The organism is Virgibacillus ainsalahensis (assembly GCF_055380755.1).
Genome location: NZ_AP043943.1, coordinates 2,431,430 through 2,451,028 on the forward strand (window position 1 = coordinate 2,431,430; position 19,599 = coordinate 2,451,028).

Here is a 19,599-nt window from a genome sequence, read left to right on the forward strand (position 1 = left end):
ATAGATGAACGTTATTTTGCGGTTTGTAATTTCACAAACTTGTCCTCGTATTTTTTTCTCTTTTTCGGATTTGGGTAGCGGGTGAAAAAGTCGATGATCCCAGACAGTGCATCTACTTGGATATCATGGTTTCGGGTTTTTTCAATCAGTTTATACCCTTTTTCATAATGGCTTTCTGCTTTCACCAGATTTTTATCCTGTTTAATTTCATAACAATGTGCCAGACGCATATTCGTTAAGCCTGTTTCTTCAGGAGGAACAGGTTTTAGTTGTTCATAAACAGCCAATGCATCCGCATAGAACTTGCATGCATGATCCAGCCGTTCCTGATCCTGTTCATTAAAGGCCATCATTGTTAGCGTATCCGCATATCCTTTTGATTTTTTTCTGCCGTCTTTTTCAAGTATTTCTAAGAATTCTGCAAAGGCGGAATATGCTTCCTTGTATCGTTTTTCATTGGAATAAATTTCACCTAAGGCATGAAGAAATTGCAGCCTGATATTCGCAAAATCCTTAGAAAGGGCTAATCCTTTTTCCAGATAGTTTTTTGCCTCCATCAGTTCATTTGCCTTGATGGATAATGTCCCTATTTTGGAATAGGCATACACACACATGAAGTGATTTTCTTCGTAGAAAGCATTAAACTGGTCAAGGGCCCTTTTATAATAGTTGATTGCTCTAGGAAATGCGCCCATATTTTCATCCAGTTCACCCAACATCAGATTGCCCTGTGCGATATCTAAATGGTTATCATCATAAATTTCCTCGAAAATTTTCATTGCTTTTGTAATCGTTCTGCGGGCTTTTTTCAAATCAATATAAAAATAGATTTCCCCCATTTTCAGCAATGTTTTTCCTTCTTGAACCCTATCTTCTTTTCCCTGATGATTTTTCAATACATCCTGATAGAGAGATAAAGCCTGATTGTAATTTTCATTACGGATATAAGCATCTGAAAGCAAATGAATGGTCTGAGTCAATACTTGATGCGTCTCAGATACAGCCTCACGGAAATAGTCGACAGCCTGCTTCAATTGATTGATTCCATTTTCAATCGCATCTTCATCCAGAAACACTTTACCTAAACTGCTGTATGTCATCCCATAGGGGAATGCATCCTTTATGTCATTACTTTCGAGAAAGTTAAGTAAAGTAGCTAATAATTTTCTTGCTTCGGCATAATTGCTGTATTCTCTCTCTAATGCGGCATATTCCAGGTGGGAGTCGATGATTGTTTCTGTATGTGTTTCATTAACCTTCTTTATCATGTTTAACGCTTGTTGGCTATAACTGGCAGCTTTATCGTAATTACTGACTCGCTTATAAAACTTTGCCAATGCAGCCATGGATAGTAATTGCGTATCTGTATGTAAATCATCATTTGCTTCGAGAAGCTGTTCCATTTCCCTTACTTGCTCTCTTGCCGAATCATAATTCCTTTCCATCACTTTATTCTTTACTTCCTCCCTAAGTGACAGGAGGCTTGCTTCCATTTCCTGATTCAACTCAACATTTTTTGTCATCAGATTCACAACCTTATTTCTTTGTATAGTAATCTAGAAGATAAGATGAAGCATAATTAGAAAAAACAATACCATTCCCAAACGTAGGTGAGCTCTCCTTTTTCTTCCGGATGGTCTGATCAATCTCATCCATCCTGTAACAACCATACTGATCAGAAAAATTCCTGTCACCAGACCACTTACCATTTTCAAATTTTCCCAGAAAAACCCGTAACGATTTATGACAAGAGCTACATGAATAATAATGAATACTAAGGCTAGCGTGCCTGTCCAGCGATGAAAGACCAACACTTTTTTTGAAATTGTCGCGAGTTTTATCTTTTTCTCTCGATCCGGAGAATGACGTATCGTAGAAAAAACAGCATGTCTTGTCCAGTTAAATAGGACAAAAAGCAGTCCTGCTAACCCAAACAGGATATGAAGGTGTATGATTGGAAATCGACTGCCACCTATCACATTCCACAGTGCTAAAGCCAGTACCATCAGATTGAAGTAAAACCATTTGCTCATGGATATCCCTCATTTTAAAAAGGAAAAATACTTTTGAAAAAGAGGGTGCTCTGAAATGCTGCTTTCAAACATCCCTCTCTTGTATTATGCTTCTTTCGTTGACATTCTTTTTTTGTAGATGACATAGTTTCGTCTCAAATACCGAAGTGGGAAACTGAATACATGGACCAGTCTTGTGAATGGCCAAACGACATATAAACCAAATGTTGTATAAATGTGGATTTTAAAAGCCAATGGAACACTCGCCATGTGTTCAGGCTGGACATTGAAAACAAATAATCCCCTGATCCATGGTGCTATTGTTGTCCGATAATCGAAGCCCCCGGAATCGACATTTAAAGACGTGGCAACCAGTCCAGATATTATTGCCAGCGCCAGAAAGATTAATGTAACCCAATCACCAGCAGAAGTAGTAGCTTTGATTCTTTTTACACTAATTCTTCTATAGCTTAACATAATTATTCCAACGAAAGCAGCAATACCTGCAGGCAGACCGAAAGCAATTGCGACAATATGATACATATGCTCGGAAACCCCAAGTGCATTGTATAACTGGACTGGAACAATCAGTCCAAGCACATGTCCGCCAAATACAAATATAATTCCCCAATGAAACAGGGTAGAACCGATTCGCAGCTGTTTCTTTTCCAGGAACTCACTGGATTTCGTTGACCAGCCGAATTGATCTTTCTGATATCTGTAAATATGGCCACCGATAAATATCGTTAATACAATATAAGGAAAGACCCCCCATAATAGTAAATCTGTTAAACTCATTTCAACTTGCCTCCTTCCAGGCTAGTAAAACCATGAATTGCTTATTTCCCCGTTACTGCAGGAGTACTGTTTTCTTCCGGGAGAATAGACACACCATTTTTCTCCATTTGATGTGTAAGTGCATCAAATAATAAAACATAATGATTGTCACTTTCTGCCAGCTTATCCCGTATCGCATGAATTGCTTTCACGTGCATCTGCAACAATTCACTGCTTTTTTCAGCCGGTACATTCCCGCAAAATTCAAGTATGAGCGGCAAATAATCTGTCAGTTCCTTATCTGTCACTTCAAACCCTGAAGCTTCATAGAATTTCTTCAACTTCAGTAATTCCAGTCCTCTTTCTCTTTGTTCACCAAGTTTCAGATACGTTATATAAAGGTTTGTCAGTCTACCAAAATCGAAGTTTTCAACATAATAGTCAATCCAATTATCCAATGGTGTACTGGAAGCTATTTCAATAAATTTCTTTATATGATTCTGTATTTGCTGCTCTTCAATTGTATCAATTTCCCTTTGCATTTCCGGCAATGCTTCAACCATTTGACGATTTGGATACTGCAAAAGAAATGAAAGCATCTGATAAACGTTTAAACTTTGATTCCGATCCATTTGAACCACCCCTTTTTTCTCTTGTCTTTGAGGGGGTCTGACCCCCTCAAATGAGGAGGCCGCCCTGATGCCTGATAGAATCTGTTTTGCTTTATCGCTTTAAAGCGCTGGGGGACAGGCCCCCCTCATTTTATGACAGGACGCCGCAGCTTCCTGGTCCGCCGGCAAAGTCAAGGCCACAGGTGCCTTGTTCATCGTACAGTTCTGCCACTTCTTCCTTATGGCTTTTGGGTATAACGAAACGGTCGTTATATTTTGCAATTGCCAGTAATCGGTACATTTTCTTGATGTCATCTTCCTCTAAACCAAGATCTGTAATAATTTCTGTATCAAAGGATTTACCAGTGTTTTTAGCACGCATGTAGCTGCGCATTACCGCCATTTTTTTCAATACTGTCCGAATTAGTTCTTTGTCTCCCACTGTTAATAAATTAGCCAGATACTCGATTGGAATCCTCATATTATCAATTGCCGGGAAAATATCGTCCGTATCTTTATGACTTCCTTTTCCTTCAATCATGTTCATAATTGGACTAAGTGGTGGTATATACCATACCATCGGCATCGTACGATATTCCGGATGAAGTGGCAGGGCAATCTTCCAGTCGATAATCATTTTATAAAGCGGTGATTGTTGAGCAGCTTCAATCCAATCCATCGGTATGCCTTCTTTTTTTGCCTCGGCGATGACTTCAGGGTCGTTAGGATCAAGGAAAATGCCAAGCTGTGCATCGTAAAGCTCTGTTTCATCCTCTACAGATGCCGCTTCCAACACTTTATCCGCATCATATAACATGACACCAATGTAGCGGATTCTGCCGACACAGGTTTCTGAACAAATGGTCGGCTGGCCATTTTCGATTCTTGGGTAACACATCGTACATTTTTCCGCTTTATTGGTTTGCCAGTTGAAATAGACTTTTTTATACGGGCATGATGTCACACAATGTCTCCAGGCACGGCATGCATTTTGGTCAACAAGCACAATCCCGTCTTCATCTCTTTTATACATGGCACCTGATGGACAGGATGAGACACATGGTGCATTGATGCAGTGTTCACAAATTCTAGGCAAGTACATCATAAATACATCTTCAAATTCAGTCTTGATTGATTCTTCCATTTGGACAACATTCGGATCGCGGAGTCCGGTAATATGTCCGCCTGCAAGGTCATCCTCCCAGTTTGGACCCCATTCCAGATCCATGAATTCACCGGTGATTGCTGATTTTGCTCTGGCTACAGGCTGATGCTTTTTCTCCGGCGAATTTGTTAATGTTTCATAATCATAAGTCCATGGTTCATAATAATCGTCCATTTCCGGTTGATTCGGGTTATAAAACAGGTTCAGCAGACGATTGGCTTTCGAACCTGATTTCAGCTTCAATTCGCCGCCATCCAGTTCCCAGCCGCCTTTATATTTTTCCTGGTCTTCCCATTGTTTTGGGTAACCGATGCCCGGTTTTGTTTCTACATTATTAAAATACATATATTCTGCACCCGGACGATTTGTCCAGGTGTTTTTGCATGTTACGCTACATGTATGGCAGCCGATGCATTTATCAAGGTTCATAATCATTCCAACCTGTGCCTTAATCTTCAAGCCAATCTACCTCCTTCATTTTTCGGATAATGACATTTAAATCCCGCTGATTCCCAGTAGGTCCATAATAATTAAAGCCATAACTCAGTTGTCCGTAACCGCCAATCATATGGGTTGGTTTCACATGAATTCGTGTAGGGCTGTTATGTGTGCCACCACGATTCTTCGTTAATTTCGTTCCAGGTGTATGAATGTGCCGATCCTGTGCATGATGCATAAATGCCATCGTTCTTGGAATACGATGGGATACAACCGCTCTGGCAACAACAACACCATTTCGGTTAAAACATTCAATCCAGTCATTATCTTCTACATCTGCCTCAGCCGCATCATCTTTATTTAGCCAAATTGTTGGCCCGCCTCTGAAAAGTGTTAGCATTGGCTGCGAATCAAAATACATACTATGGACCGACCATTTATTATGTGGCGTTAAATAATTTAAGGTAATTTCTTTTCCTTCCACTTCCGGCCGCTCCGCCCGAAATGGTTTATGGTTTAAAATAGGTTTGTAAATCGCCATCATTTCTCCAAATTCTTTCATCATTTCATGGTCAAGAAAATAGGATTGTCTTCCTGTAATTGTCCGAAATGGAATCATTCGTTCAATATTTGTTGTAAATGGTGAATACCTTCTGCCGCCTTTTTCTGAACCGCTGAATGCAGGGGAAGTGATTACTGTTTTTGGCTGTGCCGTGATCTGATCAAATGTAAACAGCTCTTCCTCTCTTTCTTCAGCCAGGTCTTTCAGTTCGAGATTCGTTTTCTTCTCCAATGCCTCCCATGATTTCACCGCCACTTTTCCATTTGTCGTGGATGAAAGCATAAGAATTGCCTCACAGGCATCTCTTGCATTGGTTATATCAGGACAACCATCGGCTATACTATCGTTGTTCACTTTGCCAATCGTATGTTTCACCTGTTCATATTCTTTTTCCATCTTCCAGTTAATCCCTTTTGTTCCATACGGCTGTTTTGCTATATTCGGTCCGAGGGAGGTCATTTTCGTATAGACCTGTTTATAATCATGCTCAACGACATGAATTTGTGGCATTGTTTTGCCTGGAATCGGTTCACATTCACCTTTTGACCAGTCTTTTATTTCACCAAACGGCTGAGCCATTTCTCCCGGTGTATCATGTTGCAGGGGCGTGGCAACAACTTCCTTCACCGGATCCATATCCAAATCTTCCGCTAAATTAGAGACGCCCTTTGCTAATTCTTTAAAAATATCCCAATCTGATTTTGATTCCCATGGTGACGCAATAGCAGGATTAAAAGGATGAACAAATGGATGCATATCCGTGCTTGAGAGATCATATTTTTCATACCATGTTGCAGCAGGTAAAATAACATCTGAATATAATGCAGTTCCCGCCATACGAAAATCAAGGTTGATTAATAAATCCAGTTTTCCTTCAGGTGCCTCTTCTCTCCATTTAATTTCTTCCGGACGAAGCGTATCCTCATCGGAATTAAGCAATCCATGTGTTGTTCCAAGCAATGTTTTCAGGAAGTATTCATGACCTTTCCCTGAACTGGAAATCAGGTTTGCACGCCAGACAAATAGGTTTCTCGGGAAGTTAACAGCATCATCCGGATCCTCAATTGCAAATTTCAGCTTTTTATCCTTTAGCTGTTTGGCTACATATCTCCCAATCTGCTCAATGGACTCATTTCCCTCAGTCACCGCCTCCTTGTATACATCCATTCCATTTTTATTAAAAGTCGGATAGGATGGTAGCCAGCCTAAACGAGCTGCCAGCACATTATAATCGCCATGGTGATCATATCTTGCCTTTTCTACCGTTGCTGCTGTCAATTCGCTTACCGGTGTTTCCTCAAAGCGCCACTGATCTGTTGCAAAGTAGAAGAAGGATGTTCCGTTTTGCAGTTTTGGCGGACCGCCCCAGTCTTTTGCGGTCGCAACCTGATTCCAACCTTCCGCAGGCCGAAGTTTTTCCTGCCCAACATAGTGAGCCCAGCCTCCACCATTCACACCTTGAGCACCTACCATTAGAACAAGGTTAACAACCGCACGGTAAATCGTATCCGAATTAAACCAATGATTGATTCCTGCCCCCATGATAATCATGGAACGCCCATTTGTATCAATCGCGTTTTGAGCAAATTCCCTAGCAATTTTAATCACCAGATTCTTGTCCACACCACTGATCTGTTCCTGCCATGCCGGTGAAAATGGAGCAATTTCATCATAAGAAGCTGCAACCTCCCCACCAATTCCACGATCGATTCCGTAGTTTGCCAGCATTAAATCATAAACGGAGGTAATGTATTCTGTTTCTCCATTCATTTTGATTTTCTTCACCGGTACGGCTCGTGGTAAAACCTTTTTCGTTTTTTCATCAAAATATGGCATATTAACCATCACAATTTCATCTTCCATACCTAGAAAACTTAAGACAGGTTCGATTGCTTCATTTGTATTTTCATCGATTAAATGTAAATTCCATTTTCCTGACGTATCCCAGCGTGAACCCATTGTTCCTTGCGGGATAGAGAATGCATCAATATTCTTGTTATACATTGCCGGTTTCCACTCATTATTATTGTCATTAATTCCAAGGTCTTTCGCATGTAAAAATCGGTCTGCCGTAAATTGGCCATTCTCCTTTTTCAAGCGAACTGAGAAGGGAAAATCCGTATATGTTTTCGCATATTCCTCAAAATAGGGTGTCATTTCTTTCTGATAAAATTCATTTAAAATAACATGCCCCATCGCCATTGCAACAGCGCCATCTGTTCCTTGTTTCACAGACATCCAGTCATCGGAAAATTTGGTTGATTCGGCATAGTCAGGACTTACGGATACCACTTTTGTTCCTTTGTAACGCGCCTCTGCCAGAAAATGCGCATCAGGTGTACGAGTCAGTGGAACATTGGAACCCCATGTCATAATGTATTCAGCATTAAACCAGTCTGAGCTTTCCGGCACATCTGTCTGGTCACCCCAAATCTGTGGAGAAGCCGGTGGCAAATCTGCATACCAATCATAGAAACTGAGCATTGGTCCACCGATTAATGACATAAAACGGCTTCCTGCAGCATGACTGATCATGGACATTGCCGGGATTGGTGAAAAACCGACATTGCGATCAGGTCCGTATTTTAATGTTGTATACAGCACGGAAGCAGCAACAAGTTTCGTTACTTCCTCCCAATCGGCACGAACCAGCCCACCTTTACCTCTTGCCTGCTTGTAATAGGTTGCCTTTTCTTTATCTTCCACAATACTTTGCCATGCTTTTAGCGGTGTATCATGTATTTGTAATGCTTCTCGCCATAAGTACAATAACTTTTTTCGTACATAAGGATATTTCACGCGTAATGGACTGTAAATATACCAAGAAAAACTCGCGCCCCTTGGGCAACCGCGTGGTTCGAATTCTGGCATATCCGGACCTGTGGTCGGATAATCCAGCTGTTGTCCTTCCCATGTCACAATCCCGTCTTTCACAAAAATATTCCAGCTGCAAGAGCCAGTACAGTTGACACCATGGGTCGAACGAATTACTTTATCATGCTGCCACCTTCTTCGATAGACATTTTCCCAGTCACGATTTCCTTCCTGCAGTTGACTATGATTGTTTGAATAGGTTTCTTTTGGTTTCAAATAGTTAAATCGTTGCCAAAGTGGAGATGGTTTCTTTTTCATGTGAGTCCCTCCAATAAATTACTGTAACCCCATTTAACCATCCGTATTTTTTTGAAGGTGTGAAAAACATCACATCTGTGAAAAGTGTCACGATTTAGCCACGATTTAAATTTCATGTATAAACTGTGATGTTTTTCACAGTAATAAGACCCTCTATCTATTATCGTGGAAATAACATGTTTAACTATATGGAGGAAGGAAGACAATATATGAACAAAAAACCAGGTTTACAGTTATCCTTGCAAACTTCCAGCCTTGTCGTCGGATTTATGATATGGGTATTGATCTCCTCATTAATGCCAAGTATCCAGGAAGATATAGCTTTAACAGCTGGGCAGGTTTCCTTAGTAACAGCAATCCCGGTAATTCTCGGGTCGCTGCTCCGGGTCCCCATCGGTTTTTATACCAATCGATTCGGGGCAAGAACCATTAATATCATCAGTTTTATCATCCTGTTATTTCCGGTCTTCTACATTAGTATTGCTGATTCGTTTGCCGACTTGGTAATCGGGGGATTGATTCTCGGGGTTGGGGGAGCAACGTTCTCCATTGGTGTTACCTCCCTGCCTAAGTATTATCCAAAAGAGAAGCATGGCCTCGTCAATGGCATCTATGGTGTGGGTAACATCGGTACAGCGGCAACCACATTTGCTGCACCTGTCATTGCAGAATCAATCGGATGGCAGGGAACCATCCAATTATACTTAATACTAATTCTTCTATTTCTTGGATTAAACATTATTTTTGGGGATAGGAAGGAATCAAAAGTAAAAGTTTCCATGGTGAAGCAAATTAAAAAGGTCTATCGGAATTCCATGTTATGGTTTCTCAGCTTATTTTATTTTATAACGTTTGGATCATTTGTAGCATTCACCGTATTTCTTCCAAGCTTTCTGGTTAACAATTTCAATCTCACTCCAGTGGACGCGGGGTTAAGAACTGCCGGATTCATCGCAGTTGCAACATTGCTAAGGCCTGTGGGTGGCTGGCTCGCCGATCGATTTAACGCCTTTACCATTTTAATGATTGTTTTTATTGGTGTAACACTTTCCGGAATCCTTTTATCTTTTTCACCGAATATCGAGTGGTATACCGTAGGATCTATAGCTGTTGCGGTTACTGTCGGTATTGGCAATGGAACAGTTTTCAAGCTTGTTCCTTTATACTTCGCCGGTCAATCTGGAATTGCAAATGGTATTGTTTCAGCTATGGGGGGATTGGGCGGCTTTTTCCCACCAATTATATTGACAGCTGTTTTCAATATAACCGGTAATTATGCCATTGGATTTATGGCCTTATCCCAATTTGCACTGGTAAGCTTGGTGATCGTTATTTTCATGTATTATCAGGATCAAATGAATATGGAGAGAAAAGTAATTGAAGGTACTGCTGAAGGTATTATGATTACAAATAAGAATAAAGTTATTCAATATGTAAATCCTGCCTTCACACGGGTAACTGGATATACAGAAGATGAAGCTATTGGTATGAAACCAAACCTCCTAAGTTCCGGAAATCATAATGCTTCCTTTTATAAAAATATGTGGAGACAAATCCATCAACATGGTTTTTGGGAAGGGGAAATTTGGAACAAAAGGAAAAATGGGGAAGTTTATAAAGAATGGCTGAATATAAGCTCCATTAAAAATAATGTCGGTCAGGTAAAGTATTATGTGGGTATGTTCAATGATTTGACAGATTCAGATCAGAAGAAAGAATAAGTATAGAAAACTAAGGCTTTCACCAACTTCGGGCGATCGCCTTAGTTTCATTTATGTGTTAAGAATTTTTTCACTTTTTGAACTGCCTAAAAAACGCTGTAAATTCCTCCTATAGCGTCTCTCTCTGTCCCCTACAGTCTGCATATTTCTGCCGGACAACCTTCACATTGGTTAATGCTTTTTAGGCCATCCATATTCAAAATCTCTATTCTGCCCTGCTCATAACTTATTAACCCGTTCTGTTTAAAGTCTGCCAAAAGTCTATTTACTGTTTCGCGGGTCGCTCCAATTAGTTTTGCCAGCTCAATATTGGTAAACTTTCTTGTAATATTTATTTTATTTCTTTCTTCAGAACCATATGTATTGGAGATTCTGATTAATGTTGAGGCGAGCGCACCATTTTTACCATATAATAATAAATCTCTTAATTTCATCTGTGTATAGCGTTGCATCTGGCTCATCCATTGCGTCAATTCGAGTGCCAAATAACCAAATTCCCTGACAAGCTCGTCAACGTCACGCTGCTGAATCACTCCTATTATTGATTCCTCCGTTGTTTGGGCCGTAAATGAACACATTTGACTATTCATGGAGGGATACTCACCAAACAGATCTCCAGAGAAATAATGATACATGGTGAGTTCTTTTCCATCTTCGTTGAGTTTTGTCAACTTCACCTTTCCTTGCATCAGGTAATATATCTCCTCGCTGTTGTCCCCTTCCCAATATATCTTTGATCCTTCATCAAAACTTCTGACAGCCATATTTTCTCTCAGTTTATCCAAGCCTTCAGTCGAAAAATGTTCTGTATTGCGTTCAACTATTAACTGATTGACTAAACCCATGCCCATTGTGTTTACCCCTTTCAGAAACGTAATCGACTATGTGAAATAATAAAAGATATATTACATGTGCCTATTATAGTATAGACTATCATACTATTTCCCTTTTTTCCCATGCAAAAAACCGGAAGTTTCAAATATTTCCGTTTTTTATCAACAGTTAAGAAACCAACATGGTGGCTAAGAGCATGCCATCAGCATCTTTAATAAAAACAGCTAAATTAACCAGAAAGCTGTTCTTTAAACATTGGACTGTGATTACTCGTCCCATCGATTTGTTGCTTTTGTCACAAAAGATATAAAAGACGAAGTAACTTGAAATGATGTTTGGTGTTTTTTAACCGCTACGGAAATACACTACGCTTTCCGCGGGCTCTCGCTGTGGGGTCTCAGGCGTCTTCGCTTTCCCGCTGGAGTCTTCGTGTATTTCCTTCGCTGGTTAGCGCACTGCAACTTATCGCATTTATTTATTGTTTAATTTAGTCACGTATAGTTATGCACTTTTAAGATGGTTGATTGGAGCGGAGGACCGTTGACTCCAGCGGGAACAGCACGAGCTGAAGACCCCGCAGCGGTGATCTTCCGCGAGGAGGCTGAAGCCGTGCCCGCGGAAAGCAACGGTCCGCAGCGGAAATCGACATAGCAGTTACGTCGTCTTTTATATCAACTTCGACGTTAAAGAGCAACAAAATTTCACCAAAAGAGCCTACCGGAAAATGGCATAATCTTGGTTCATAGTGGTTAACTGAATAGTTTTTCCCGTTCTAATAACAGTTATTTTCATACAGAAGTATAAAACTTTCTTATTGCATAAGTACAGACTTGGTGAATGCCAAGTTTTCTAATATTTTATTCCCTATGCAAGATTAACGAGAAAATCAGCAGAGTGAACCATGTTGTAAAAATGTTTGAAAAACTGTCAAAAAGGTATTGTCTTAATACAGCAAATTAGCATAATCGTGGGTTGTAAAACTGAATGTATGCAATAGTTGGACATCCGTTTTTAAAGTCAAAGGAAGGAAGGGATACAATGAAAAAAGCAGGTATTATCGGCGGACTTGGGCCTGAATCTACTGTAGATTATTATCAATCATTTATTAAAAAATATCAGGCGAGGGTAAACAGCAAACAAGAACTTCCTGAACTGTACATTAACAGTATCAACATGTATAAAATTTTTCAATTTATCTCAGATAATCAGATAAATAGCTTAATTGATTATGTGGGTGGTGCTGCAAAAAAGCTGGAAGACATTGGGGCGGACTTTGCGGTCATTTCTGCAAATACGCCACATATCGTGTTTGAAAAGATTCAGGAGAGAGTCAATATCCCTATGATTAGTATCGTTGAGGCAACTCAAGATAAAGCAGACGAACTTAACCTGAAAAAAGCCTGTCTCCTTGGAACAAAATTCACCATGGATAATGACTTTTTCAAAAAACCTTTTCAAAAAGGAAAGAAAGAAATTATTGTACCAGGTGAAGAAGATCAGAATTACATACATCAGAAGATTGTCGATGAACTTGAGAACGGTATCGTTAACCCGGAAACGAAAGAAAATCTTCTAAACATCATTCACAAAATGAGGGAGAAAGAAGATTTTGATGGTCTGATTTTGGGCTGTACAGAACTTCCTATGATCCTGAATCAAGACGATTTAGATATTAAATTACTGAATACTACAGACATCCATGTTGAAAAAATGGTGGAACAGACATTTAAATGATAAATATCTTTATTTAATAACGTGAACGCGTAAGGGGCAGCCTCCCTACGAGACTTGCCCCTCTTTCACAAATGGGCAACCATATCTTATGCCCCATCTTTTTTGTTGCCTTTTTTTCTATAATTGGCTCTTGATCGATATTGCTGTGGTGCCCTTGCAGGGTATGTGACCGGCACACTGTAGAAATGGATAAGACTTGTAAATGGAATCGATGCAAACAATCCAAAAGCCGAAATTACATGAATCTTAAATACCATGGGTGCTGCTTCCATTAATGTATATTGTGGTTGCAAAACGAACAGACTGCGAAACCACGGCCCTATCGCCTGTCGATAATCGTACGGTTCAGCACCAGTATTATAGACAAGTGTCACATATGTTCCTGACGCTGATACAATCAAAAGCGCAATAACAGTGAAAAAATCACCGAAACCCGCTCGAATTCGTACTGGATCAAAAATGATTTTCCGAATCAGCAAAATAATGAGTCCTGCCATGACCATTACTGCAGCAAGTCCACCGCCGGTCAAAGCCAAAATATGATATTGATGATCATTTATCCCAATTGCATAGTAAAATTCCAAAGGGATAATGATCCCCATAACATGTCCCCCAAATGCCAGCAGAATCCCCCAATGAAACAAAGGAGAGCCAATACGCAGCCATCTCTTTTCAAAGAATTCCGTGGAAGGGGCCGCCCAGCTTAATTGTCTAAAAGCATAGCGATAAAGCAATCCCGTAACCATGATCATTAATGTAATATATGGATATACAATCCACCAGAAAATATTGGAAGCATCGGTCATCTGTATCACCTCTTCGGCATCTGATTATTACCTTATCCGGTTACTGGTACATAATAGGAAAAGGCAATTCTTCTAAATCAGCTTCTTCTCGTTCAAATTTTAATTTCTCAATCTCTTCTTTTGTCGGTTCAGGGAAAACATAGTTCACCAAAAGATGCAAAATGCTGGCATATGAATTTTCTTCAATATGTGCTGACATTCGCTTTATAGCAACAGCAAGGCGCCGGTAAAGACGTTCATGTTCCGGCGTCTCTTCTGTAACTGCAAGGAACTCAAAAAGCAATGGCAGATAGTCCACCAACTCACCTTCTACACGGTCAAAACCGGCCTGTTTAATGATGTTCTGCAGTTTAATCAGAGCCGCTCCCCGTTTTGAACTATCTCCCAATTCATGTGCTGTTAAATAGAGACCGACTTTTGATTTAAGATCAAAGGTTGCTACATACAGTTCTTTACGGACCTGTAATGGGATACGGAGCAAAGGCGCATAAGCTGCCTTTAGCTCCTGTTTTATTTCCTCTGAATGGATATTATCATTGACAAATGCATCCATTTCCTTTTCTTCTTCTGCCATTGCTTCTTCCGGATAACTCAGCAAACGAGAGGCAATGATGAGAATGGCTTGTTTATCCTGATTCATTTAATTTCCTCTCCCAAATGTTGCCATGATACCTTCAGGTGGGGCCAAATCCTCCAGGCTGCAAGCACCTTGTTCATAATAATTATCATCATCCATTTCTCTACGGCCTGTTGGAATGACAAAACGTTCATTATATTTCGCAATACCGAGTAATCGGGCCATGTCTTCAATTTCTTCCGGACTTGTGCCTGCTTCTTTTACTAGTTCGGTCTGTCTGAACTCATCGACACCGCCAACTGTTTGTCCTCTCATAAACACACGCATTGCCGTCAATTTGAGCAATACTTTTCGAATGACTTCTGTATCACCTGCAGACAATAATGATGCAAGATACTCCATCGGTATACGCATCTGATCCACGGCAGGTATATATCCATCTGTATTAAGTTCATCTTCATTTGTAATATGATTCATGATCGGACTTAGTGGTGGTACATACCAAACCATTGGCATTGTGCGATACTCCGGATGCAGTGGTAATGCGATTTTCCACTTGATAGCCATTTTATAAACTGGAGATTCCTGTGCTGATTCAATCCATGCATCATTAATGCCGGCTTCTCTTGCCTTTTCCTGTATTTCCGGATCAAATGGATCAAGGAAACAGCCGAGTTGCGCCTCATACAAGTCTTGTGGATCTTCAACAGAGGCTGCTTCTTTTACCTTATCAGCATCATAAAGGACAACACCAATATAGCGGATGCGTCCAACACATGTTTCAGAGCAGATTGTTGGTAATCCTGCTTCTGTCCGTGGATAGCAGAAATTACATTTTTCCGCTTTGTGCGTATTCCAGTTGTAATATACCTTATGATATGGGCACCCACTCGTACAGAAGCGCCAGCCACGGCATGCTTCCTGATCGACAAGGACAATCCCGTCTTCATCCCGTTTATATAATGCCCCGGATGGACAGGAAGCAACACAGGACGGATTCAGGCAATGTTCGCATATTCGTGGCAGGTACATCATGAATGTTTTTTCATATTCCATGGAAATATGCTCTTGAAGTTTCTGTACGTTAGGGTCCAATGGAACTATTTCACTACCTCCAGCCAGGTCATCATCCCAATTGGATCCCCATTCCGGTTTGTCTATATACTTTCCGGTTATCTGTGATTTCGGTCTGGCCACAGGAACATTTTCACCTTTTGGACTGTTTATCAGATTGTCGTAGTCATAGGTCCAAGGCTCATAATAATCATCCATTGTTGCCATGTCCGGATTATAGAAAATATTGGCCAGTTTACTGATGGGACCGCCAGCCTTCAATTTGAGCTTCCCATCTTTTTTACGCTCCCATCCGCCTTTAAAGCGTTCTGTATCCTCCCAGGCTTTCGGATATCCCGGGCCTGGACGTGTTTCCACATTATTAAACCACATATATTCTGTTCCCGGACGATTTGTCCATGTGTTTTTACAAGTGACCGAACATGTATGACAACCAATGCATTTGTCCAAATGCATCACCATTGCTACCTGTGCTTTAATTCTCAAGCCAATCTACCTCCTTAAGTTTTCGGATAACAGCGATGGTATCGCGTTGTGATCCTGTTGGCCCATAGTAATTGAATCCATAGCTCAACTGTGAATACCCGCCAATCATATGGGTTGGCTTTAACGTAATTCTTGTCACACTGTTATGAGTGCCGCCGCGTTTTTTATTAATTACGGTTCCCGGTACGCCCATTGTTCGATCTTGGGCATGGTACATATAGGCCGTTCCACGGGGCATCCGGTAAGTGAGTACAACCCTTGCTGAAATAACACCATTCCGGTTATACACTTCAATCCAGTCATTATCCTTTATACCAATCGATGCGCCATCTTTTTCATTCATCCAAACCGTTTGCCAGCCTCTAAACAAGTTGGACATTGCTGTAGTATCGGTAAACATGGTATGGATACCCCATTTTTGATGGGGTGTTAAATATCTTACAGTAATGGACTTTCCATTTTCTTCAACACCAGCATCACCCTCCAAAAACGGACCATGGGACAATGGTGGTATATATAAAGGCAATCCTTCACCAAAATCCAGCATCATTTCATGGTCCAGGTAAAAACTTTGCCTTCCGGTTAATGTACGCCATGGAATGTTATATTCCTTATTAACGGTAAACGGTGAATAACGCCGGTTATCTTTTTCCAGCCCGCTCCAAACAGGTGTTGAAATAGCGTGCCGAGGCTGTACCGTTAAATCATTCAGGGTCATTTCTTCTTCTTCCCTGCCTTGTGCGATATCAGAAAGATCCTGGCCTGTTTTCTTCTCAAGTGATTTCCATCCTGCAACCGCACGCTTGCCATTGGTTGCTCCTGACATTAACAATATAGCGTTAATCGCCTGTATATCCGAATAGAGATCCGGAAGACCCTTTCCAATTCCTTCCAATCTTGAAATGCCAAGGCGTTTTCCCAAATCTTCATACACTTCTTCACCAGGAATATGCACACCTTTTCCGCCATAGCCTTTTTTAATTTCGGGGCCGACTGTTATCATTTTCTTATAAACATTCGGATAATCCCGTTCAACGATCTGGAAATTCGGCATGGTTTTCCCTGGAATCGCTTCTACTTCGCCTTTTCGCCAATCTTTAATCTTCCCAAACGGCTGGGCAATTTCCCCTTTCGAGTCATGGCCAAGTGGTGTCATGACAAGGTCTTCCGTTTTTGGAAGATGTTCCTCAGCCATCTCAGAGAATACCTTGGCAATTTCCCGAAAGCCATTCCAGTCACTTTTGGCCTGCCATGGTGGTGAAATTGCCGCATTGAACGGATGAACAAATGGATGCATATCTGTACTGCTTATATCATATTTCTCATACCACGTTGCAGCAGGCAGGATGATATCTGAAAACAACCCGGAGCTTGTCATACGAAAATCGGCACTGACAAAAAGATCCGTTTTTCCTGTTGGGGCTTCCTCGGTTACTTTTACATTTTCAGGTTGCCATGAATTTGCTATATCTCCCATCACCTGGTCCTCACCGCCAATGAGGTGTCTGGCAAAATACTCATGTCCTTTCCCGCTGTCACCGAGTAAATTGGACCGCCAATTAAAGAACACTCTTGGGAAATTCTCCGGAGCATCCGGGTTTTCGATTGCCCATTCAATTTTTTCATCTTTAATTTGCTGAACAACGTCATCAATGATTTCCTGATTACTATTTGCTCCCCGCTCGCGGCTTTCTTTAACCAGATCAATAGAGTTTTGCGAGAATTGCGGGAAAGATGGAAGCCAGCCTAATCTTGCTGAAAGTGCATTAAGGTCAGCTGGATGCATGTCATTATACTTTCCGCTCCAACTTGATTGGTCTTTATTTATCTCTGACTCATAACGAAATTGATCTGTCGCAAAATAGAAGAAAGACGTTCCATTTTGATGTCTTGGTGGTTTCTGCCAGTCACCTGCGAAGGCAACCTGCTGCCAGCCTTCCTGTGGGCGCACTTTTTCCTGACCAACATAATGGGCCCAACCTCCACCGTTGACCCCTTGAGAGCCTGTCAACAGAATAAGGTTGAGAATACTGCGATAAATCTGGTCACTGTGAAACCAGTGGTTCGTTCCACCACCCATTGCAATCATCGACTTCCCATTTGTCCGTGCAGCGTTGTCTGCAAATTCTTTTGCTACCTTTATGACATGATTTTTATTTACACCAGTAATACTTTCCTGCCATGCAGGTGTATATGCTTTCGGGTCATTATAATCTGCAGGATAATCTCCGGGCAGATTTCTGTTTACTCCCGTATGTGCCATCATCAGGTCATAGACGGTAGTAACCTTCATTATCTTTCCGTCTTTATTTTTAATGTGCTTTGCAGGTACACCGCGTTTTACTATCCCGGCTTCTTTTCCTGCAAAGTTCGGAAATGTCACCATCGCTGTTTCGTCAGCTGAATCAATAAAACTCAGAGTTGGGTCAATTTCAGTACCATCTTCTTTTTCCAATTCTAAATTCCACTTATTTCCTTCATCCCAGCGAAAGCCCTGGCTTCCATTAGGTGCTTCCAGTTGATTCGTGGCCGCATCCCACACCATTGTTTTCCATTCGCCAAGATCGTGGGTTTCGTTCATATCAGATGTTCGTAGAAAGCGATCAGAACGAAACTCTGCTTCGTTTTCTTCCAGTGTTACAAGAAAAGGAAGGTCTGTGTATCTTTTTACATAATCAATAAAATATGGAGTCTCCTGATTAACGTAGAATTCCTTTAAGATAACATGTGTCATCGCCATCGCAAGCGCTCCATCCGTACCGGCTTTTGCTGGCAGCCACATATCTGCAAACTTATCATACTCGGCATAATCCGGGCTGACACCGATTACCTTTGTTCCGTTATATCTGGCCTCCACCATAAAGTGAGCGTCCGGTGTTCTTGTCTGTGGCAAATTAGTGCCCCAAATAATAAAGTATTTAGAATTGTACCAGTCCGCACTTTCCGGTACATCTGTCTGCTCTCCCCATACTTGAGGGGAAGCTGGAGGAAGATCTGCATACCAGTCATAAAAGCTTAATATCGTACCACCAATCAATGAAAGAAAGCGTGTTCCGGCAGAATAGCTTACCATCGACATGGCAGGTATTGGACTAAATCCTACGACACGATCCGGCCCGTATTTTTTTATGGTATAAATCGTTGAAGCTGCGATAATTTCACAAACTTCTTTCCAATGCGCACGAACCAGGCCACCTCTTCCACGGGCCTTCACATACTTCTCCCTTTTGTTGGGATTTCCAACAATATTCTCCCAGGCTGTAACAGGGTCATGTCCTTGTGCACGCTCTTGCTTCCACAATTCGTACAAATCACCACGGATATATGGATATTTCACCCTTATTGGACTGTACGTATACCAGGAAAAGCTGGCGCCACGCGGACATCCCCGAGGCTCGTATTCAGGAAAGTCATCCCCAGTGGAAGGGTAGTCCGTCTGCTGTGTTTCAGAAGTAATAATCCCGTCTTTCACGTAGATTTTCCAGCTGCATGAGCCTGTACAGTTAACTCCATGCGTGGAGCGAACTGCTTTATCGTATTGCCATCTCCGGCGGTAAATGTCCTCCCAATCTCTCGGGCGGGGACTCTCTTCGGTCCAACCGTCATTGATGCGGTTACCTTCCCTTAAATATCTTAATGACTGAAATAATTTATTTGTTTTCCTCTCCAC

General features: G+C 41.2%; 13 protein-coding genes. 2 read left to right on the forward strand and 11 right to left on the reverse strand.

Going from position 1 to position 19,599, the window contains the following annotated elements:
• Nucleotides 1-11 precede the first annotated feature (11 nt).
• The 6 genes from ACZ427_RS11915 to ACZ427_RS11940 form a co-directional block, all read right to left on the reverse strand.
• On the reverse strand, nucleotides 12-1,523 hold the full coding sequence (locus tag ACZ427_RS11915) for a tetratricopeptide repeat protein (protein WP_461178769.1): 1,512 nt from the start codon (nucleotides 1,521-1,523) through the stop codon (nucleotides 12-14).
• A gap of 33 nt (nucleotides 1,524-1,556) precedes the next feature.
• Complete coding sequence (locus ACZ427_RS11920; RefSeq protein WP_461178770.1) at nucleotides 1,557-2,033, reverse strand: hypothetical protein; 477 nt, start codon at nucleotides 2,031-2,033, stop codon at nucleotides 1,557-1,559.
• 84 nt (nucleotides 2,034-2,117) lie between these two features.
• The gene (narI, locus tag ACZ427_RS11925) at nucleotides 2,118-2,810 is read right to left on the reverse strand and encodes a respiratory nitrate reductase subunit gamma (protein ID WP_461178771.1); all 693 of its coding nucleotides are present in this window, start codon (nucleotides 2,808-2,810) and stop codon (nucleotides 2,118-2,120) included.
• 41 nt (nucleotides 2,811-2,851) lie between these two features.
• Nucleotides 2,852-3,421 carry a nitrate reductase molybdenum cofactor assembly chaperone gene (gene narJ, locus ACZ427_RS11930; protein ID WP_461178772.1) on the reverse strand — a complete coding sequence of 190 codons (570 nt, stop codon included), beginning with the start codon at nucleotides 3,419-3,421 and terminating at the stop codon, nucleotides 2,852-2,854.
• Between the two features lie 130 nt (nucleotides 3,422-3,551).
• Nucleotides 3,552-5,024, reverse strand: coding sequence for a nitrate reductase subunit beta (gene narH, locus ACZ427_RS11935; RefSeq protein WP_461178773.1), 1,473 nt, complete (start codon nucleotides 5,022-5,024; stop codon nucleotides 3,552-3,554).
• Complete coding sequence (locus ACZ427_RS11940) at nucleotides 5,014-8,697, reverse strand: nitrate reductase subunit alpha (protein WP_461178774.1); 3,684 nt, start codon at nucleotides 8,695-8,697, stop codon at nucleotides 5,014-5,016. Before ACZ427_RS11940 ends, narH (ACZ427_RS11935) begins: the two co-directional genes overlap by 11 nt.
• A gap of 209 nt (nucleotides 8,698-8,906) precedes the next feature.
• On the opposite strand from ACZ427_RS11940, the gene ACZ427_RS11945 reads away from it, so the two are divergent.
• Nucleotides 8,907-10,418, forward strand: coding sequence for a nitrate/nitrite transporter (locus ACZ427_RS11945; RefSeq protein ID WP_461178775.1), 1,512 nt, complete (start codon nucleotides 8,907-8,909; stop codon nucleotides 10,416-10,418).
• Between the two features lie 131 nt (nucleotides 10,419-10,549).
• Here the strand turns inward: ACZ427_RS11945 and ACZ427_RS11950 are convergent, their stop codons facing one another.
• Entirely contained in the window at nucleotides 10,550-11,269 is a 720-nt protein-coding gene (locus ACZ427_RS11950; RefSeq protein ID WP_461178776.1) for a Crp/Fnr family transcriptional regulator, read from the reverse strand.
• 1,021 nt (nucleotides 11,270-12,290) lie between these two features.
• Here ACZ427_RS11950 and ACZ427_RS11955 point away from each other — a divergent pair.
• On the forward strand, nucleotides 12,291-12,986 hold the full coding sequence (locus ACZ427_RS11955; protein WP_461178777.1) for an aspartate/glutamate racemase family protein: 696 nt from the start codon (nucleotides 12,291-12,293) through the stop codon (nucleotides 12,984-12,986).
• An 86-nt stretch (nucleotides 12,987-13,072) separates the two neighbouring features.
• Here the strand turns inward: ACZ427_RS11955 and narI (ACZ427_RS11960) are convergent, their stop codons facing one another.
• Genes narI (ACZ427_RS11960) through ACZ427_RS11975 form a run of 4 tightly spaced genes read right to left on the reverse strand, consistent with a single transcriptional unit; the run spans nucleotide 13,073 to nucleotide 19,599 of the window.
• Nucleotides 13,073-13,792 (reverse strand): respiratory nitrate reductase subunit gamma, encoded by a 720-nt coding sequence (narI, locus tag ACZ427_RS11960; RefSeq protein WP_461178778.1) that lies wholly within the window; start codon nucleotides 13,790-13,792, stop codon nucleotides 13,073-13,075.
• 40 nt (nucleotides 13,793-13,832) lie between these two features.
• Nucleotides 13,833-14,432: a nitrate reductase molybdenum cofactor assembly chaperone gene (gene narJ / locus ACZ427_RS11965; protein ID WP_461178779.1), complete on the reverse strand. Its 600-nt coding sequence runs from the start codon at nucleotides 14,430-14,432 to the stop codon at nucleotides 13,833-13,835.
• A complete protein-coding gene (gene narH / locus ACZ427_RS11970) occupies nucleotides 14,433-15,929 on the reverse strand; it encodes a nitrate reductase subunit beta (protein WP_461178780.1) in 1,497 nt (498 codons plus the stop codon).
• Nucleotides 15,919-19,599 (reverse strand): nitrate reductase subunit alpha, encoded by a 3,681-nt coding sequence (locus ACZ427_RS11975; protein ID WP_461178781.1) that lies wholly within the window; start codon nucleotides 19,597-19,599, stop codon nucleotides 15,919-15,921. The genes narH (ACZ427_RS11970) and ACZ427_RS11975 overlap by 11 nt, the downstream gene beginning before the upstream one ends.

Excerpts from the sequence above, each read along its gene's own strand:
- ACZ427_RS11915 (WP_461178769.1), bottom strand. The coding sequence starts at position 1,523 with ATGACAAAAAATGTTGAGTTGAATCAGGAAATGGAAGCAAGCCTCCTG.
- ACZ427_RS11920 (WP_461178770.1), bottom strand. The coding sequence starts at position 2,033 with ATGAGCAAATGGTTTTACTTCAATCTGATGGTACTGGCTTTAGCACTG.
- narI (WP_461178771.1), bottom strand. The coding sequence starts at position 2,810 with ATGAGTTTAACAGATTTACTATTATGGGGGGTCTTTCCTTATATTGTA.
- narJ (WP_461178772.1), bottom strand. The coding sequence starts at position 3,421 with ATGGATCGGAATCAAAGTTTAAACGTTTATCAGATGCTTTCATTTCTT.
- ACZ427_RS11940 (WP_461178774.1), bottom strand. The coding sequence starts at position 8,697 with ATGAAAAAGAAACCATCTCCACTTTGGCAACGATTTAACTATTTGAAA.
- ACZ427_RS11945 (WP_461178775.1), top strand. The coding sequence starts at position 8,907 with ATGAACAAAAAACCAGGTTTACAGTTATCCTTGCAAACTTCCAGCCTT.
- ACZ427_RS11950 (WP_461178776.1), bottom strand. The coding sequence starts at position 11,269 with ATGGGCATGGGTTTAGTCAATCAGTTAATAGTTGAACGCAATACAGAA.
- ACZ427_RS11955 (WP_461178777.1), top strand. The coding sequence starts at position 12,291 with ATGAAAAAAGCAGGTATTATCGGCGGACTTGGGCCTGAATCTACTGTA.
- narI (WP_461178778.1), bottom strand. The coding sequence starts at position 13,792 with ATGACCGATGCTTCCAATATTTTCTGGTGGATTGTATATCCATATATT.
- narJ (WP_461178779.1), bottom strand. The coding sequence starts at position 14,432 with ATGAATCAGGATAAACAAGCCATTCTCATCATTGCCTCTCGTTTGCTG.